This window comes from Hydrogenophaga palleronii (genome assembly GCF_031457455.1).
GTDB classification, from domain to species: domain Bacteria; phylum Pseudomonadota; class Gammaproteobacteria; order Burkholderiales; family Burkholderiaceae_C; genus Hydrogenophaga; species Hydrogenophaga palleronii_A.
In genome coordinates this window covers 354,507-372,858 of record NZ_JAVDWU010000003.1, presented here as the reverse complement: position 1 = coordinate 372,858, position 18,352 = coordinate 354,507, and the positions used below count along the sequence as shown (strand labels likewise).

The window sequence follows — 18,352 nt, the reverse complement described above, 5'->3', positions numbered from 1 at the left end:
CAGATGCGCGCTGGCGTCCCTCCGAGGGATGTTCGGCCTGGCGGCGCGGCCCCACAGTCATGGTCAGAGAACGCCGTGCACCCGCATGCCGGTGCAGCCCGGAAACCTCGCCGCTGCGCCGCCCTGGCACATGCAAGGCAAAACGAATTTTTCCCACAGGAGTCCCTGTCATGAGCAACACAACCTCGCGCCCCACACCAGCCGGTGTGGTCAATGCGAACACCCAGGCGCAATCGGGCGCCGACGTCGTCGACTGGCGCCCGGAGGATGAAACCTTCTGGAACACCACAGGCAAAAAAATCGCCTACCGCAACCTCTGGATCTCCGTGCCTGCGCTGCTGTGCGGTTTCGCGGTCTGGGGCATGTGGGGAATGATCACCGTGCAGATGCTCAACCTGGGCTTTCCGTTCACGCAGGCCGAGCTCTTCACCCTCACCGCGATCGCCGGTCTGGCCGGCGCCACCATGCGCATCCCCGCGTCTTTCCTGATCCGGCTGGCGGGCGGGCGCAACACCATCTTTCTGACCACGGCGATGCTGCTGGCACCGGCGATCGGCACCGGCCTCGCGCTGCAGAGCCAGGACACGCCGTTGTGGGTGTTCCAGCTGATGGCGCTCTGGTGCGGCGTGGGCGGCGGCAACTTCGCCAGCTCGATGTCCAACATCAGCAGCTTCTTCCCCAAGCGCCTGCAAGGCACGGCGCTGGGCCTGAACGCGGGCCTGGGCAACTTCGGCGTGACCACGATGCAGATCGTCATTCCGCTGGTGATGACGGTGAGCCTGTTCGGCAGCTTCGGCGGCGAGCCGATGACGCTGGTCAAGGACAGCGGCTGGATTTTCGGAAAGATCCAGGCCGGCACGCCCACTTACATCCAGAACGCCGGCTTCGCCTGGCTGCTGTCGCTGGTGCCGCTGTCCGTCCTGTGCTGGTTCGGCATGAACAACCTCAAGACGGTGTCGCCCGAGACCGGCGTGATCGCCTCCTTCCTGAAGATCACCTGGCTGTACACGCTGTCGTTCGTTCCGGCTGGTCTTGGCCTGTACCTGTACCTGCCGGCGCCCACCGGTCTGGGCGTTCTGAACATGTGGGTGGCGATCCTGCTGATCATTGTCTCCACGCTGCTCGTGATGAAGCTGGCCGCGTTCGGGCCGATGAAGGAGAACATCACCAAGCAGTTCGCGATCTTTGGCAACAAGCACACCTGGTCGATGACGATCCTGTACATCGTCACCTTCGGTTCCTTCATCGGGTTCTCGATGGCACTGCCGCTGGCGATCACGGTGATCTTCGGTTTCAGCCACGTGGCCGATGCTGCCGGCGTGATGCAGCACACGCTGAAGAACCCAAATGCGCCTTCGGCCTTGACCTATGCCTGGATCGGCCCGTTCGTTGGCGCCGCGATCCGTCCAATCGGCGGCTGGATCTCCGACAAGGTGGGCGGCTCCATCGTCACGCAGGTGATCTCGGTGGTGATGGTCGGTGCCTCGGCAACCGTCGGCTACGTGATGATGCTGGCTTACCAGTCGGCCACGCCGGAACAGTATTTCCCGATGTTCCTCGGCCTGTTCGTGCTGCTGTTCGCGGCCAGCGGCATCGGCAACGGCTCGACCTTCCGCACCATCGGCGTGATCTTTGACCGCACGCAAGCCGGCCCCGTGCTGGGCTGGACCTCCGCGGTCGCCGCCTACGGCGCCTTCGTTGCGCCGGTGGTGATCGGTGGACAGATCAAGGCAGGCACGCCGCAGTTTGCGATGTACGGCTTCGCCGTCTTCTACGCCCTGTGTCTGGTTTTGAACTGGTGGTTCTACCTCCGCGCCGGCGCAGAGATCAAGAATCCATGAAGACACTTCGCTCCACGGTTGCTTCGGGACTCAGGACGGCGTGGCACTCCGCTCCGTCCGTGTCCCCCGCCCTTCGGGCTCCTCCTTTACCTACCGGAGCGGAGCGCCACACCGTCCTGAGTCCGCCAACGATGTGGGTGCACCAAGGTCTTCGGTCAGCGCACCCACCACACAGGCAGCCGAGGGCAGTGGGGTGCACGGTTCCGGGAGGTAAAGGAGGAGCCCACGCAGTGGGCGGGGGACACGGACGGAACCGTGTGCCCCGCTGCCATCGGCCTCCACAAAAGCCGGCATGCAAAAGCAGGCCCGCACCGCACGCCGAACCAACAACCGAATAAACGGCAAATGACCCACACAACACACCCCAACCGGAGCCACCCATGAGCCACTTTCTGGACCGATTGACCCACTTCAGCCTGCCCAAGGAAGCCTTCTCGGGCAACCACGGTCTCACCACCAACGAAGACCGCACCTGGGAAGACGGCTACCGCAACCGCTGGGCGCACGACAGAATAGTGCGCAGCACGCACGGAGTGAACTGCACCGGCAGCTGCAGCTGGAAGATCTATGTGAAGGGCGGCATCGTCACCTGGGAAACCCAGCAGACCGACTACCCCCGCACCCGCTGGGACATGCCCAACCACGAACCGCGTGGCTGCGCCCGTGGCGCTTCCTACAGCTGGTACCTCTACTCCGCCAACCGCGTGAAGTACCCGATGGTGCGTGGCCGCCTGCTGGAACGCTGGCGCGCCGCACTCAAGGTCAGCAAGAGCCCGGTGGACGCCTGGGCCCTCATCCAGCAAGACGCCAACGCACGCCGCGACTACCAGCAGGTGCGCGGCATGGGCGGCTTTGTGCGCAGCACCTGGGACGAAGTGAACCAGCTCATCGCGGCGGCCAACGTCTACACAATCAAGCAGCACGGCGCGGACCGCATCATCGGCTTCTCGCCGATCCCTGCCATGAGCATGGTGAGCTACGCCGCGGGCTCGCGCTACCTCTCGCTCATTGGCGGCGTGTGCATGAGCTTCTACGACTGGTACTGCGACCTGCCCCCGGCCAGCCCGCAGGTGTGGGGCGAGCAGACCGACGTGCCCGAGTCCGCCGACTGGTACAACAGCAGCTTCATCATCGCCTGGGGCTCCAACGTGCCCCAGACCCGCACGCCCGATGCCCACTTCTTCACCGAGGTGCGTTACAAGGGCGCAAAGACCGTTGCCGTCACGCCCGACTATTCGGAAGTGGCCAAACTCTCCGACATCTGGATGCACCCCAAGCAGGGCACCGATGCAGCGGTGGCCATGGCCATGGGCCATGTGGCGCTCAAGGAGTTCTACTTCCCCGATGGCGGCAAGGCAAGGTCCAGCTACTTCGACGACTACGCGCGCCGCTACACCGACCTGCCGCTGCTGGTGATGCTCAAGGAGCACACCCTGCCCGACGGCACGGTGAGCATGGTGCCCGACCGCTACCTGCGCGCCAGCGACTTCAACGGCCAGATGGGTCAGAAGAGCAATCCCGAGTGGAAGACCGTGGCCTTCGACACCAACGGCAAGGCCGTGTTGCCCAACGGCTCCATCGGGTTTCGCTGGGGTGAAGCCGGCCGCGAGGACGAGGGCAAGTGGAACCTCGAAGCCAAGGAAGCGCGCACCAACACCGACGTGAAACTCAAGCTCTCGGTCATTGAAGACGGTGAGCAGGAACACCAGGTGGTGGACGTCGGCTTCCCCTACTTCGGCGGCCGAGACACCCCCAACTTCACCGCCAACGCACAGAACGGCGAGATCAACCACGCCAAAGTGCCCGCCGTTCGGCTGCGCCTGGGCAAGGCGGGCGAAGAGCGCTACGCCATGGTTGCGACCGTGTTCGATCTGCAGGTGGCGCAGTACGGCATCGACCGCGGTCTGGGATCAGGCGCCAAGGACTTCAACGACAACGCCGCCTACACGCCCGCCTGGCAGGAGAGCATCACCGGCGTGCCGCGTGAACAGCTCATCACCGTGGCGCGCCAGTTCGCCGAGAACGCCGACAAGACGCATGGCAAGTCCATGGTGATCATTGGCGCGGCCATGAACCACTGGTACCACGCCGACATGAACTACCGCGGCGTGATCAACCTGCTGATGATGTGTGGCTGCATCGGCCAGAGCGGTGGCGGCTGGGCGCACTACGTGGGCCAGGAAAAACTGCGCCCGCAAACCGGCTGGGTGCCGTTGGCCTTCGCCACCGACTGGGTGCGCCCGCCCCGGCAGCAGAACAGCACCAGCTTCTTCTACGCCCACACCGACCAGTGGCGCTACGAAAAGCTCGGCATGGAAGAAATTGTCTCGCCCACCCTGAGCGAAGCCGACAAGGCCGCCTTCAGCGGCAGCATGATCGACTTCAACGTGCGTGCCGAACGCATGGGCTGGCTGCCCAGCGCGCCGCAGCTCAAGACCAACCCGATGCAGGTGGTGCGCGACGCCACTGCCGCCGGCATGGACCCCAAGGACTATGCGGTCAAGGCGCTGAAAGACGGCACGCTGGAGATGAGCTGCGAAGACCCGGACGCACCGCAAAACTGGCCGCGCAACATGTTCGTGTGGCGCTCCAACCTGCTGGGCTCCAGTGGCAAGGGCCATGAGTATTTCTGCAAGCACCTGCTGGGCACCGAAAACGGCGTACAAGGCAAGGACCTCGGCAAGGACGATGCGAAGCCCGCCGAGGTGAAGTGGCACAAGGACGCGCCGCAAGGCAAGCTGGACCTGCTGGTCACGCTGGACTTCCGCATGAGCACCACCTGCCTGTACAGCGACATCGTGCTGCCCACCGCCAGTTGGTACGAGAAGAACGACCTCAACACCAGCGACATGCACCCCTTCATTCACCCGCTGTCTGCGGCGGTGGACCCGGTGTGGGAATCGAGGAGCGACTGGGAAATCTACAAGGGTTTCGCCAAGACCTTCAGCGAGGTCTGCGTGGGCCATCTGGGGGTGGAAAAAGAAGTGGTGCTCACACCCATCATGCACGACACCCCCGGTGAAATGGCGCAGGCCTTTGAGGTGAAAGAATGGAAGAAGGGCCACTGCGAACTGATCCCCGGCAAGACCGCGCCGCAGATCACCGTGGTGGAACGCGACTACCCCAACACCTTCAAACGCTTCACCGCCCTGGGCCCGCTGCTCGACAAGCTGGGCAACGGCGGCAAGGGCATCGGCTGGAAGACCGGCACCGAGGTGGAGCAACTGGGCCAGCTCAACGGCAAGACGATGGAAGAGGGTGTGTCGCAAGGCATGCCAAAGATCGTCACCGACATCGACGCCTGCGAAGTGATCCTGCAGCTCGCACCTGAAACCAACGGCCACGTGGCGGTGAAGGCCTGGGAAGCGCTGGGCAAGCAGACCGGGCGCGACCACACCCACCTGGCGATCTATCGCGAAGACGAAAAAATCCGCTTCCGCGACATCCAGGCGCAGCCGCGCAAGATCATCAGCTCGCCCACCTGGAGCGGCATCGAGAGCGAGACGGTGAGCTACAACGCCGGCTACACCAACGTGCACGAATACATCCCGTGGCGCACGCTCACCGGCCGCCAGCAGTTCTACCAGGACCACCCCTGGATGATCGCCTTCGGCGAAGGCTTTGGCAGCTACCGCCCACCGGTGGACCTGAAGACCACCGAGGGCATCCACAACATCAAGCCCAACGGCAACAAAGAGATCCAGCTCAACTTCATCACACCGCACCAGAAGTGGGGTATCCACTCCACCTACAGCGACAACCTGATGATGCTCACACTCAACCGCGGCGGCACCGTGGTGTGGCTTAGCGAGGATGACGCGAAATCGGCCGGCATTGAAGACAACGACTGGGTCGAGCTGTTCAACATCAACGGTGCCGTGGCGGCCCGTGCGGTGGTGAGCCAGCGCGTGAACCCCGGCATGGTGATGATGTACCACTCGCAGGAAAAGATCATCAACACCCCCGGGTCCGAGATCACCGGCGTGCGCGGTGGCATCCACAACTCGGTGACCCGCATCGTGCTCAAGCCCACCCACATGATCGGCGGCTACGCGCAGCTCAGCTACGGCTTCAACTACTACGGAACCATCGGCACCAACCGCGACGAGTTCGTGGTGGTGCGCAAGATGGACAAGGTCGATTGGCTCGACACACCGGCAGACGATCACTTAATCCGCGCTTACCAATCCGAAGGAGAGAACCCATGAAGATCCGCGCACAAATCGGCATGGTGCTCAACCTGGACAAGTGCATCGGCTGCCACACCTGTTCGGTCACCTGCAAGAACGTCTGGACCAGCCGGCCCGGTGTGGAATACGCCTGGTTCAACAACGTCGAGACCAAGCCCGGCATAGGTTACCCCAAGGAATGGGAGAACCAGGACAAGTGGAACGGTGGCTGGATCCGCAAGGCCGATGGTTCCATCGTGCCCAAGCAGGGTGGCAAGTGGTCGCTGTTGATGAAGATCTTCAGCAACCCCAACCTGCCGCAGATCGACGACTACTACGAGCCCTTCACCTTCGACTACGACCACCTGCAGTCGGCGCCGGAGATGAAACACGCGCCCACCGCGCGCCCGCGTTCGCTGATCACCGGCAAGCGCATGGAGAAGATCGAGTGGGGGCCGAACTGGGAAGAGATCCTGGGCGGCGAGTTCAGCAAGCGCAGCAAAGACGCGAACATGGACGGTTTCGAGCAGGCCCAGAAAGACATGATGGGCCAGTTCGAGAACACCTTCATGATGTACCTGCCGCGCCTGTGCGAGCACTGCCTGAATCCGGCCTGCGTGGCCTCGTGCCCATCGGGCTCGATCTACAAGCGTGAGGAAGACGGCATCGTCCTGATCGACCAAGACAAGTGCCGCGGCTGGCGCATGTGCGTGAGCGGCTGCCCCTACAAGAAGATCTACTACAACTGGAAAAGCGGCAAGGCCGAGAAGTGCATCTTCTGCTACCCGCGCATTGAAGCCGGTCAGCCCACGGTGTGCTCCGAGACCTGCGTGGGCCGCATCCGCTACCTGGGCGTGTTGCTGTACGACGCCGACCGCATCCTGGAAGCCGCTAGCACGCCCAACGAAATCGACCTCTACCAGGCCCAGCTCGACCTGTTCCTGGATCCGAACGACCCCAAGGTGATCGAGCAGGCGCGCATCGACGGCATCCCCGATGCCTGGATGGCCGCAGCCCGCCAGAGCCCGGTCTACAAGATGGCGGTGGAATGGAAAGTGGCCCTGCCGCTGCACCCCGAATACCGCACCCTGCCCATGGTCTGGTACGTGCCGCCGCTCTCGCCCATTACTTCGGTGGCCAACGCCGGCATGCTGGGCAACAACGGCGAAATCCCGGACGTGTCGCAGCTGCGCATTCCCGTGAAGTACCTGGCCAACCTGCTCACCGCTGGCGATACCGGCCCCGTGGTGCGCGCCCTGGAACGCATGCTGGCCATGCGCGCCTACCAGCGCACCAAGCACGTGGACGGCCTGGTCAACCAGGACGTGCTCGACCAGGTGGGCCTGAGCGTGCGCGAGGTGGAAGACATGTACCGCTACATGGCGATCGCCAACTACGAAGACCGCTTCGTGATCCCCACCACGCACCGCGAGTACGCAGAGAACACCTTCAACGTGAAGGGTGGCTGCGGCTTCAGCTTCGGCAACGGCTGCTCTGAAGGCGAGACGGAAACGAGTCTCTTCGGTTCTGAAAAGAAGCGAACCATCCCAATCAAACTGGAGGCATGACATGAAACGGCCCACCCCTGCCGCGCTACGCGCGACCCCCTCAAGGGGGCAACGCTGGTGGCCCGGCAAAGCCGGTTCCGCGGCGTTCTGGACAGAAACCCAGGCGAGCCAGTCGGCCTGTTGATCGATTGAAGGATTTGATGTCATGAAACTGTTTGCTGCTTCACCCCCAGAGGCCCGCCTCACACTGCGCGTGCTCGCGCACCTGCTGCGATACCCCGACACCGAGTTCCGCGCCCACACGGGCGACATGCGGCAGGCACTGCAGGCCGAAGCAGTGCTGCCTGTTTCGCGCCTGGCCGAGCTGGACACATTGCTGCGGCAACTGAGCAGCCGCCCCGCACTGGACGTGGAGTCCGATTACGTCGAGCTGTTCGACCGGGGACGGCGCACCGCGCTGCATTTGTTCGAGCACGTGCACGGCGATTCGCGCGACCGGGGTCCGGCCATGATCGACCTGATCCAGACCTACGAAAAGGGCGGTCTGTACCTGGACCCTGCCGAGCTGCCCGACCACCTTTCTGTGGTGCTGGAGTTCGCTTCCACCCAGCCACCGCCGCAGGCGCGCGAGTTCCTGGGCGAAATCGCTCACATCGTGCGCGTGATCTTCAGTGCGCTGGCAGGGCGGAAGAGCCCGTACGCCAGCGTGCTCGCTGCCGTGCTGGAGCTGGCCGGCGAAAAAGCCGAAGCCGTGGTCGTGGCGCCCGAGCCTGAAATCGACGAGAGCTGGGCCGAGCCAGAGGTGTTCGGTGGCTGCTCCACCGAAGGACAGGCCAAGCCGGGTGCGCCACAGCCCATCCACATTGTTCGCAAATCTCCCCTCTCCACCTCCACAGGAGCGCAGGCATGACCACGCTGCACAACTTCTTCTTCAACGTCTACCCGTATGTGTGCCTGTCGGTGTTCCTGATGGGCAGCCTGGCGCGCTTTGACCGAGACCAGTACACCTGGAAGAGCGACTCCTCGCAGCTGCTGCGCAAGGGCCAGCTGCGCTGGGGCAGCAACCTGTTCCATATCGGCATCCTGTTCCTGTTCTTCGGCCATGCGGTGGGTCTGCTCACGCCTCACTTCTTTTATGAAGGGTTCATGAGTGCGGCGGTCAAGCAGCGCCTGGCCATCTACGCCGGGGGCACGGCGGGCGTGATCTGCTTTGTGGGCCTGTCGCTGCTGCTGCACCGGCGCATCTTCGATCCGCGCATCCGCCTCACCAGCCACAAGACCGACCTGTTCATCCTGGTCATCCTGTGGGTGCAACTGGTGCTGGGCCTGATCACGCTGCCTTATTCGTATGGGCACAGCGACGGGCAGGCCATGCTGGTGCTGGCCGACTGGGCGCAGCGCATTGTCACCTTCCGGCCCGATGCCGCAGGTCTGGTGGCTCTGGAGTGGCCCTACAAGGTGCACCTGGTGCTGGGCATGACCATCTTCCTGCTGTTCCCGTTCTCCCGGCTGGTGCATGTGTGGAGCGGGTTCGGCACGCTGGCCTATTTCTTCCGCCCCTACCAGGTGGTGCGCAGCCGCAAGATCGGCCTGCCACCCACCCGGTCCGACCCCCAGTCGCACGTCCCCCGCTGAACACAAGGATCACCCTATGACCGCAGCAACCACCACCGGTTGTGGCAGCAGCCACTGCGCTTGCGCAGGCGCCGCCCAACCCCAGGTCGCCACCATCAACGGCATTGCCCTTCACGAAACCGATGAAACGCTCGATCCCGTCACCCTGATGGAACGTGCCCACACCGAATTGCTGCGCCAGCAGGCGGTGAAGGCCGGCCTGCTGCCGCGCCACACCGGCCTGGTGGCACCCGAGCCGGACGAAGCGCAGCGCGCCGTCATTGAAAGCATGCTGGACGAGGCGGTGGTGTCACCCGAGCCAGACGAGGCCGAATGCCGCCGCCACTATGAAGCCAACAAGAGCCGCTGGATCGTGGGCCAGGCGCTTCACGTGCGCCACATCCTGTTCGCGGTCACGCCAGGCGTGAACGTGCATGCGTTGTCACAGCGCGCAGAAACCGCCCTGCTCGAACTCTCGCGCAAGGACGTGCCGGCGGGCCGTTTTGAACAACTGGCCACGCAACTGTCCAACTGTCCATCGAGCCAGGATGGCGGCGATCTGGGTTGGGTCACACCGGAAGACTGCGCCCCCGAACTGGCCAACGAACTGTTCTTCCAGACCGACTCGCGCTGGGGCATGGGCGTGCACCCTCGTCTGGTGCACACACGGTACGGATTGCACATCATTGAGGTGCTGGGCCGGCGCAAGGGTACGTTGCCCACTTTTGAAGAACTGCAGAATCGCATCCGCGCCCAGCTGGCCTTGCAGTCGCGCAGCACGGCCTTGCGGCAGTACATGCAGCTGCTGGTGGGGCAGGCGGTGATTGAAGGCATCGACCTGGAAGGGGCGAGCACGCCGCTGGTGCAGTAGTGGCCCACCCCCGCCGCGCTTCGCGCGACCCCCTCAGGGGGGCGACACCAGTCGTCCGGCAAAGCTGGCTCGCCGGTATCTCTGGAATGGGTCATTTCGCGCCGGACATTGAGACACCTCTTCGCACCCATTCACGCGAGGGGCCGGATATTCACTCCTTCCCCGCTGAATCCCATGTGTTTGATGCAGAACAAGGCGCGTTCATCCCCGGTTCGTTAGCCTCCCACAGCTACCAACCTTTTGTGGAACACGATGGACAAATCCTCTCAGACGGACCTGCCGATGCCCCAGGCGCCTGATCAAGATACCCTGAACACCCCCTTGTACCGGCTGGCCAGCGCATCGGGCCTGAAAACCTGGCGCTTGGCCGGGCGTGAACTGTTGCCGGTGGTGCAGGGCGGCATGGGGGTGGGGGTGTCGGCCGGAGGCCTGGCTGGCGCGGTCGCCGCGCTCGGCGGCATGGGCACCGTGTCGTCGGTGGACTTGCGTCGTCTTCACCCCGATCTCTGGGCCAGCACCGCCGATCTGGAAAAAGAACCCGACGCGCGCGAGCGCATCGACGCCGCCAACCTCACCGCGCTGGACCGCGAGATCCAGCGCGCCAAGGGCATTGCCCAGGGACAGGGCGCGGTGGCGGTGAACGTCATGAAGGCGCTCAGCGCCTACGAAATGTATGTGCGCCAGGCGCTGGAAAGTGGTGCCGACGCGGTGGTGGTGGGTGCCGGCCTGCCGCTGGACCTGCCGGACATCGCCCGCGATCATCCCAGAACCGCGCTCATTCCCATCCTGTCGGACGCGCGCGGCGTGCAGCTGCTGGTGCGCAAATGGGAAAAGAAGGGGCGCCTGCCCGACGCCGTCGTGATCGAGCACCCCCGGCTGGCCGGCGGGCACCTGGGAGCCGCCAAGGTGGCCGACCTGCAGGACCCGCGCTTCGACTTCGAGAACGTGATTCCGCAGGTGCGCGCCTTTTTCCAGACCGCCGGCATCGAACGCGAGATTCCACTGATCGCCGCGGGCGGCATCAGCAGCCGGGAGGACATCTTGCGCCTGCAGGCGCTGGGCGCCTCCGCCGTGCAGCTGGGTACGGCGTTTGCCGTGACCCTGGAGTGCGACGCCGACCCGGCCTTCAAGCGCGTGCTGGCCAATGCCCGGCCCGAAGACATGGTGGAGTTCATCAGCGTGGCCGGCCTGCCTGCCCGCGCGGTGCGCACGCCCTGGCTGGACAAATACCTGCGCATCGAACCCAAGCTCAAGGCCGTGGCTCATGTAAAGAAACGTTGCAACATGGCCTTCGACTGCCTGGCCCACTGCGGCCTGCGTGATGGCCAGGCCGAAATGGGCCAGTTCTGCATTGACCAGCAACTGGGTCATGCCCTTGATGGCGACGTGGGCAAAGGCCTGTATTTCCGGGGGGCTGGTCGGCTACCGTTTGGCAATCAGATCCGATCGGTTCATGATCTGATGCTCTGGTTGCTGGGGGGGTGTGAACCTCCCCAGCTGGAGGTGGAGCGATCCGCCCCCATCGCCTTCGCCGCCACACCCCTGGAAGTGGGGGCTTAGGCGCAACAATGCCGGTCCTCGGTGTCTCCGGACCGGGCTGCCTCACGCGGAGAGGATCGCGCCGCTGCGCGATCAAGAAACTGATCTGAAAGAAATGGACCGATGAAAAGAGACAACCCCCTGCGCCCTCAGGACCTGACCCAGACCCAGCCCATCAGCCAGGACGTGCTGGCAGAAAAATACCTCAAGCCCGGCGAAACCGGCGTCGAAGATCTGTACCGCCGCGTGGCGCGCGCGCTCGCCTCGGTGGAAAAAGAAGCCGACCGCGCCGAATGGGAACAGCGCTTTCTGGACAACCTGCACGCCGGCGCCATCGGGGCCGGCCGCATCATGAGCGCCGCGGGCACGGCCATCCAGGCCACGCTCATCAACTGCTTCGTGCAGCCCGTGGGCGACGCGATTCAGGGCGTGGACGAAGAAGGCTTCCCCGGCATTTACGAAGCCCTGCGCGAAGCGGCCGAGACCATGCGCCGCGGCGGTGGTGTGGGCTACGACTTCTCGCGCATCCGCCCGCGCGGCGCCGAGGTCAAGGGCACGCACTCCATGGCTTCGGGCCCGTGCAGCTACATCAACGTGTTCGACCAGAGCTGCTCCACCGTGGAGAGCGCAGGCGCGCGCCGCGGCGCGCAGATGGGTGTGCTGCGCATCGACCACCCCGACGTGATGGACTTCATCACCGCCAAACGCACCCCTGGCCGCTGGAACAATTTCAACGTGTCGGTGGGCGTGCCCGACGCCTTCATGGAAGCCCTGGGCAACGACCAGCCCTGGGAACTGGTGCACAAGGCCCGCCCCGGCAAACCCCTGCTGGAAAAAGGCGCCTACCAGCGCGCCGACGGCCTGTGGGTCTACCAGACGGTGGCCGCGAGCACCCTGTGGGACACAGTCATGAAGTCGGCCTACGACTTTGCTGAGCCCGGCATCCTGTTCCTCGACCACATCCAGCAGGACAACAACCTGCGTTACTGTGAGTCGATCTCGGCGACCAACCCGTGTGTGACCGCCGACACCCGGCTGGCCACGCAGCACGGCCTGGTAAAGATCGGCGACCTGTACCACAGTGGCTTGCCGCTGGAGGCCACGGTAGACAGACGTGCGCTGGGCCGTGATGGGCGCGGTGTTGACGTTCGCCCGGCGAAAGCAGCTTTCATGACCGCCCGCCAGGCCGACGTGTTCAAGGTCACCACCGAAGACGGCCACGAGATCAAGGCCACGGCCTGGCACGATTTCTACACCGCGCGCGGCAAGATCAAGCTGCAGGACCTGAAGCTGGGCGACGAGCTGTGGGTGCAGTCCGGCAAGGGGCAGTTCGGCCAACAAGGCGGTACGGAACTTGGCCTGCTGCTGGGCCTGATCACCGGCGACGGCCACTTCACCCACCGGGGCAAGGGCCAGGAAGTGGTTTGCATCAACCTGTGGAATGAAGAGCGCGCCCTGGCCGACCACGTGACGGGCATCGTCAACACCTTGATCGCGGGCCTGTCGCAAACGCAAAGGGTGTACCGAGTCACCCCCGTGGCAGTGGCCGAGCGCAACCACGTGTTCATTCGCTCCGTGCTGCTTGCGCGCGCGCTGGAGGCACTGGGTTTCACGCGCGACACCAAACTGCGCGTTCCGGAGGTGGTGTGGCAAGGCAGCGAGGCCTGCGTCAAGGCCTACCTGCGGGCACTGTTCCAGACCGATGGCACGGTCAACGTCTCCAGTTTCAGCGAAAGCTGCTCCATCCGTTTGAGCTCCAGCTACCCGGAGTTGCTCAAAGACGTGCAAGTGCTGCTGGCCAACTTTGGCGTGTTCAGCCGGGTGCGCCTGCGCAGGGAAGCCGCGTGCAAGCAAATGCCTGATGGCAAAGGCGGGCAGGCTGAATACATGTGCCAGCGGCAGTACGAACTCATCATCGACTGCGAGTCCCGTGAACAGTTCATGGCAGAGATCGGCTTTCTGCTCGACTACAAAACGACCCGCTACCGCGAATGGGTGGCCACCAAGGTGCTGCGCAAGACACAGCGCTTCGCCAGCCGCATCGCGGAGATTGTGTTCGTCGGCAAAGAGGCGGTGTTCGACACCACCCAGGCAGACCACAACACCGTCATCTTCAACGGTCTGGTGACCGGGCAATGCGGTGAACAGCCACTTCCGCCCTACGGCTGCTGCGACCTCGGCCCCATCATCCTCACGCGCTTCATCCGCAATCCCTTCGGTTTTGGTGGCGTGCCCTCCTTCGACTTCGACGCGTTTGACAAGGCCGTGGCCTTGCAGGTGCGCGCGCTGGACAACGTGCTTGACGTGACCTTCTGGCCGCTGGAGCAGCAGCGCGCTGAAAGCGCCGCCAAGCGGCGCATAGGTGTGGGCTTCACCGGCATGGGCAATGCGCTGGCGATGCTGTGCCTGCGCTACGACCGCGAAGACGGCCGGGCCATGGCCGCGAAGATCGCCGAGCGCATGCGCGATGCCGCCTATGAGGCTTCGGTGGCGCTGGGCCAGGAAAAAGGCGTGTTCCCCAAGTTCGACGCCGAAGGCTACCTGGCCCCCGGCACCTTCGCCAGCCGCTTGCCCGCCGCCCTGCAGGCCAAGATCCGCCAGCACGGCCTGCGCAACAGCCACCTGCTGTCCATCGCCCCCACCGGCACGGTGAGCCTGGCCTTTGCCGACAACGCGTCCAACGGCATCGAGCCACCGTTTTCGTGGATGTACCGGCGCAAGAAGCGCGAGGCCGATGGCAGCACCAGCGAGTACGCGGTGGAAGACCACGCCTGGCGCCTGTACCGCGAGCTGGGTGGCGATGTGGATCAACTGCCCGACTACTTCGTCAACGCGCTGGCCATGACGGCGGGCGAACACATCGCCATGATGGAAGCCGTGCAACCCTTCGTGGACACCGCCATCTCCAAAACCGTGAACGTGGCGGCCGACTACCCATTCGACGACTTCAAGGACCTGTACCAGAAGGCCTGGCACGCCCACCTCAAGGGCATGGCCACCTACCGACCCAACAACATTCTGGGCTCGGTGCTCGACACCGGCAGTGCCGCCGGCGATGCCGCCGCTGCGGCGGCCATCGCCGCTGCAGCCGCGCCGGTGGATCCGATGCGCACGGTGATCGAAAGCCGGCCCAAAGGCGCGCTGCCGGCCGTGGCCGACAAGATCGAATACTGGACGCAGGAAGGCCACAAGACGCTGTACATCGTGGTGTCGTTCCTGCCGGTGCCGGTGGCCGAAGGCGGCGGCCTGGTGGACCGCGCCATCGAGTTCTTCATGCCCGTGGGCCAGAGTGGCGAGTCGCAGCAGTGGATCACCTCCACCATGCGCATGCTTTCGCTGGCCGCGCGCGGCGGCTTCCTGGAGCGCGCGCTGAGCGACATGCGCAAGGTGGCCTGGGACCGCGGCCCGGTGCGCCTGGGCACCTACCAGAAGGCCGACGGCACCCACGTGCCCATGTGGCACGACTCCGAAGTGGCCGCCATCGCGTTCGCGATCCAGAACATCCTGGCACGGCGCGCATCGTCCGCAGCGGCTGCCATGGCGCCAGAGCCAGTGGTGACCAGCGCCGCCAGCCAGATGCCGGTGATGGCCGGCAAGAAGTGCCCTGAATGCGGCGCGCACGCCATGATCCGCAAGGACGGTTGTGACATGTGCACGCAGTGTGGCCACCTGGGGAGTTGCGGGTGAACCTGATCACGCCGGTACCCCATCGGTCGCCGCCGCAACGCGGTGTGCCCGATGCGGGCTGGCGTGTGCAGCGCCTGCTGCTGGCGCCTCACCGGCTGGGCTTTGCGCTGGCCGTGGGGCTGCTGTGCGCATCGGCGCTGTGGTGGGCGGCGGTGTTGCTGGATCGATCCACCGGCGCGCTGGCGTTGCCATTGGCCGTGTCGCCCTCGCTGGGCCATGCGGCGGTCATGACCTGGGGGTTTTTGCCGTTGTTCTTTGCCGGTTTCCTGTTCACCGCCGGCCCCAAATGGCTGGGCGTGGCCGGCCCTTCGGCCCGCAGTCTGGTGGTGCCGCTGGCGTTGCAGGCGGCCGGCTGGCTGCTGTGGCTGGCGGGCATCCACTTGAGTGAACCCATCGCGCTGGCCGGTGCCGGTTTGGCGCTGCTGGGGCTGACCTGGGTGGTGGTCCGCTTCTGGGCGCTGGTGCGCACCAGCACCCTGAGCGACCGTCTTCACGCTCGCATCGTGGCAGGGGCCGGCACGCTGGGTGTGGCCAGCCTGGCGCTCATGGTGGGCGCGCTCGCGGCAGGTGCCATTGACCTGGCGCGTGTGGCGGTGCTCACCGCCTTGTGGGGTTTCGTCGTCACCACCTTCGTGGTGGTCGCCCACCGCATGATCCCGTTTTTCACGTCGAGCGCCGTGCCCATGGTGCATGCGTGGCGGCCGTTCTGGGTGCTGTGGGTGCTGCTGGCCGCCGTGGCCCTGGAAGTGGTGGCCGTGTGGTGGCAATGGTTGGCATGGCCCAGCGGCGCAGCGGGCCCGGTGGTGCGGCTGACGTTGGGAACGCTCGAAATCGCTGCGGGTGCGGTGGTGATCTGGCTGGGCGTGGTGTGGGGCCTGGTGCAAAGCCTGAAGGTCAGGCTGCTGGCCATGCTGCACCTGGGGTTTGTGTGGCTGGGCCTGGCGTTCCTGCTGGCTGGCGCCACGCAATGGCTTTCTGTGTGGCAGGGCGCGCCGGTGCTGGGCCTGGGCGCCTTGCATGCACTCACCATGGGTTGCCTGGGCTCGCTCATGCTGGCCATGGTCACGCGCGTGTCGTGCGGGCACAGCGGGCGCACCCTGGTGGCCGACAACCTGGTGTGGACCCTGTTCTGGAGCCTGCAACTGGCCACCGTAATGCGCATCGCCGGCGCCGCCCAGGCGGCGCCACCGGCGCTGATGTGGCTGGCCGCCCTGCTGTGGGCCATCGTGATGACGGTGTGGGGTCTGCGCATGGCCGGCTGGTATGGCCGCCCGCGCAGCGACGGACGTCCTGGTTAAGGCCCTGGATAAGGAGTGAAGCGATGTTGAATGCCATCTTCCCTCGCCGGCCACCTGAGGTCGCTGCGTCTTTCCATGCAGACGACACCGACGCCGACATCGCGACACTGGCCGCCGAGCTGATGCGCTCGCGCCGCACCGTGCTGCCCAAACGGCTGGGGCTGCCCGGGCCCGACGCGGCTCAACAACAAGCCATGCTCGAAGCCGCTGCCTGCGCGCCCGACCACGGTCGGTTGTTGCCCTGGCGCTTCGTGGTGGTGCCCATGTCGGCCCGCGCCGCGCTGGGCGAGGTGTTCGTCGAATCCCTGATCGAGCGCGACCCGGACGCCACCGCCGAACAATGCGCCCAGGCGCGCGAGAAGGCCAACCGTGCCCCTTGGTTGCTGCTGCTGGTCGTCGACGGCGCCTGCGGTGACCCGGCGGTGGATCTGCTGGAACGTGTGGTCTCGGCCGGCTGCGCGGTGCAGAACGTGCTGCTCATGGCCACCGCGCAGGGCTTTGGCTCGGCGCTCACCAGTGGCAAGGCCCTGTCGTCCCGCTACCTGAAGCGCCTGTTCGGCTTGCGTGAGCGCGAACGCGCCCTGTGTTTTGTCAGCATCGGCACCGTGCTGTCCAATAAGCCCGGGCGCGTGCGCCCGGATGTGTCTGATTTCGTGAGCACGCTGGGTGACCTGCCCAACTCCCAATTTTGATTCCGTGAACAAGCCCAACACCATGAACATCTCCACCCTGGACGACCTGCTGCAAGCCGCCCGCGCCCAGCCCACGCCGCAGCGCCTGCTGTTCGTGTTCGCTGCTGCCGAACTGCCCGACGACGCCACCCCCGAAGAGCGCGAGCGCTTTGAACGCGGCGAAGGCGGCGCGCTGGTGCCGCAGATGTGTGTGGACAAGGCCCCCGACGAACTCGCCAATTTCGCTCAGCTGAAGAAAGAAGCCGAAGGCATGGGCCCCGAATGGCACATGGTGTTTGCCGCCGCCCTGTCGGGCACATCCGACAAACCACCCGGCGCCCAGGAAACCGGTGAAGCGCTGACCGCCATGGTCGAAGCCATCCGCCAGGGCTTCCTGCACAACTGCATTCCGTTCGACGCCCAGGGCCACGCAGTCGAGCTGCATTGACGCCCTGAGCACTCATCGCCATGGCCACCTCCATCCCCCTCACCCAAATCAGCATGCCCGGCCACCGCGCCCCGACCGCCGGCTTTGAAGCGCCGTTTGAAATGCTCGACGCCTGCCACGAGCGCGTCGAGCGCATGCTCAAGCTGCTGGCGCGCATGCAGCAGCGGCTGCTGGTGCGCGGGTGGGACGAGAGCGTGGCACAAGCCGCACACGACGTGATGCGCTACTTCGACCTGGCCGCGCCCCAGCACCACGAAGACGAAGAACGCCACGTGTTTCCACCACTGCTGGACAAGGGCGACGACGTGCTGGTGGCCATGGTGAAAAAACTGCAGGCCGACCACCGCGAGATGGAGCGTTCATGGGTGGCGGTGCGCGAAGTGCTCGCCTCACTGACCGAACCCCCACCCGCAGGCTGGACCCGCATCTCGCCGGAGCAGGCCGAGGTGCTGGGCCACTTCACCGGCCTGTACCGCCACCACCTGGACGACGAAGACGGGTTGATCTACCCGGCGGCACGGGCCCAGATGTCGGCTGAGGCCCTGCGGGCCATGAGTGGGGACATGATGCAGCGGCGGGGACTGGAGCCGCCTGCGGGGTGAGTGCTGGGGCGGTGGTGGAACACTGGTCCTCGGCAGACCCCCATGAAGCTCGCCAGTGCGTTCCGGTGGCGAACCGAATCAGGCTTGCCGGGCTTGGTGTGACG

At 65.1% G+C, this 18,352-nt stretch carries 12 protein-coding genes; all 12 read left to right on the top strand.

Annotation, left to right across the window (positions count from 1 at the left end; translation table 11 throughout):
- Positions 1 to 170 precede the first annotated feature (170 nt).
- The 12 genes from J2W49_RS09315 to J2W49_RS09260 all read left to right on the top strand — a co-directional run bounded on the left by J2W49_RS09315 (position 171) and on the right by J2W49_RS09260 (position 18,248).
- Complete coding sequence (locus J2W49_RS09315; protein ID WP_310314755.1) at positions 171 to 1,841, top strand: MFS transporter; 1,671 nt, start codon at positions 171 to 173, stop codon at positions 1,839 to 1,841.
- Positions 1,842 to 2,221: 380 nt separating this feature from the next.
- Positions 2,222 to 6,049: a nitrate reductase subunit alpha gene (locus tag J2W49_RS09310; RefSeq protein WP_310314752.1), complete on the top strand. Its 3,828-nt coding sequence runs from the start codon at positions 2,222 to 2,224 to the stop codon at positions 6,047 to 6,049.
- The gene (narH, locus tag J2W49_RS09305; RefSeq protein ID WP_310314747.1) at positions 6,046 to 7,578 is read left to right on the top strand and encodes a nitrate reductase subunit beta; all 1,533 of its coding nucleotides are present in this window, start codon (positions 6,046 to 6,048) and stop codon (positions 7,576 to 7,578) included. The genes J2W49_RS09310 and narH overlap by 4 nt, the downstream gene beginning before the upstream one ends.
- 151 nt (positions 7,579 to 7,729) lie before the next feature.
- Positions 7,730 to 8,428 (top strand): nitrate reductase molybdenum cofactor assembly chaperone, encoded by a 699-nt coding sequence (narJ, locus tag J2W49_RS09300; RefSeq protein ID WP_405001005.1) that lies wholly within the window; start codon positions 7,730 to 7,732, stop codon positions 8,426 to 8,428.
- Positions 8,425 to 9,153 carry a respiratory nitrate reductase subunit gamma gene (narI, locus tag J2W49_RS09295; RefSeq protein WP_310314739.1) on the top strand — a complete coding sequence of 243 codons (729 nt, stop codon included), beginning with the start codon at positions 8,425 to 8,427 and terminating at the stop codon, positions 9,151 to 9,153. The genes narJ and narI overlap by 4 nt, the downstream gene beginning before the upstream one ends.
- A 16-nt stretch (positions 9,154 to 9,169) precedes the next feature.
- A complete protein-coding gene (locus J2W49_RS09290; protein WP_310314736.1) occupies positions 9,170 to 10,003 on the top strand; it encodes a peptidylprolyl isomerase in 834 nt (277 codons plus the stop codon).
- A 282-nt stretch (positions 10,004 to 10,285) separates the two neighbouring features.
- Positions 10,286 to 11,563: an NAD(P)H-dependent flavin oxidoreductase gene (locus J2W49_RS09285; RefSeq protein WP_310315211.1), complete on the top strand. Its 1,278-nt coding sequence runs from the start codon at positions 10,286 to 10,288 to the stop codon at positions 11,561 to 11,563.
- 102 nt (positions 11,564 to 11,665) lie between these two features.
- On the top strand, positions 11,666 to 15,229 hold the full coding sequence (locus J2W49_RS09280) for an LAGLIDADG family homing endonuclease (protein ID WP_310314730.1): 3,564 nt from the start codon (positions 11,666 to 11,668) through the stop codon (positions 15,227 to 15,229).
- Entirely contained in the window at positions 15,226 to 16,527 is a 1,302-nt protein-coding gene (locus J2W49_RS09275) for an NnrS family protein (protein ID WP_310314727.1), read from the top strand. Before J2W49_RS09280 ends, J2W49_RS09275 begins: the two co-directional genes overlap by 4 nt.
- Positions 16,528 to 16,550: 23 nt before the next feature.
- The gene (locus J2W49_RS09270) at positions 16,551 to 17,219 is read left to right on the top strand and encodes a nitroreductase family protein (RefSeq protein WP_405001001.1); all 669 of its coding nucleotides are present in this window, start codon (positions 16,551 to 16,553) and stop codon (positions 17,217 to 17,219) included.
- A gap of 22 nt (positions 17,220 to 17,241) precedes the next feature.
- Positions 17,242 to 17,646: a ribonucleotide reductase subunit alpha gene (locus J2W49_RS09265; RefSeq protein ID WP_310314724.1), complete on the top strand. Its 405-nt coding sequence runs from the start codon at positions 17,242 to 17,244 to the stop codon at positions 17,644 to 17,646.
- A 20-nt stretch (positions 17,647 to 17,666) separates the two neighbouring features.
- Positions 17,667 to 18,248, top strand: a complete 582-nt coding sequence (locus tag J2W49_RS09260; RefSeq protein ID WP_310314721.1) for a hemerythrin domain-containing protein — start codon at positions 17,667 to 17,669, stop codon at positions 18,246 to 18,248.
- The last annotated feature ends 104 nt before the right edge of the window (positions 18,249 to 18,352 follow it).

Coding starts and splice junctions, on each gene's coding strand:
- narH (WP_310314747.1), top strand. CDS start 6,046: ATGAAGATCCGCGCACAAATCGGCATGGTGCTCAACCTGGACAAGTGC.
- J2W49_RS09270 (WP_405001001.1), top strand. CDS start 16,551: ATGTTGAATGCCATCTTCCCTCGCCGGCCACCTGAGGTCGCTGCGTCT.
- J2W49_RS09285 (WP_310315211.1), top strand. CDS start 10,286: ATGCCCCAGGCGCCTGATCAAGATACCCTGAACACCCCCTTGTACCGG.
- J2W49_RS09290 (WP_310314736.1), top strand. CDS start 9,170: ATGACCGCAGCAACCACCACCGGTTGTGGCAGCAGCCACTGCGCTTGC.
- J2W49_RS09280 (WP_310314730.1), top strand. CDS start 11,666: ATGAAAAGAGACAACCCCCTGCGCCCTCAGGACCTGACCCAGACCCAG.
- J2W49_RS09310 (WP_310314752.1), top strand. CDS start 2,222: ATGAGCCACTTTCTGGACCGATTGACCCACTTCAGCCTGCCCAAGGAA.
- J2W49_RS09315 (WP_310314755.1), top strand. CDS start 171: ATGAGCAACACAACCTCGCGCCCCACACCAGCCGGTGTGGTCAATGCG.
- J2W49_RS09265 (WP_310314724.1), top strand. CDS start 17,242: ATGAACATCTCCACCCTGGACGACCTGCTGCAAGCCGCCCGCGCCCAG.
- J2W49_RS09260 (WP_310314721.1), top strand. CDS start 17,667: ATGGCCACCTCCATCCCCCTCACCCAAATCAGCATGCCCGGCCACCGC.
- narI (WP_310314739.1), top strand. CDS start 8,425: ATGACCACGCTGCACAACTTCTTCTTCAACGTCTACCCGTATGTGTGC.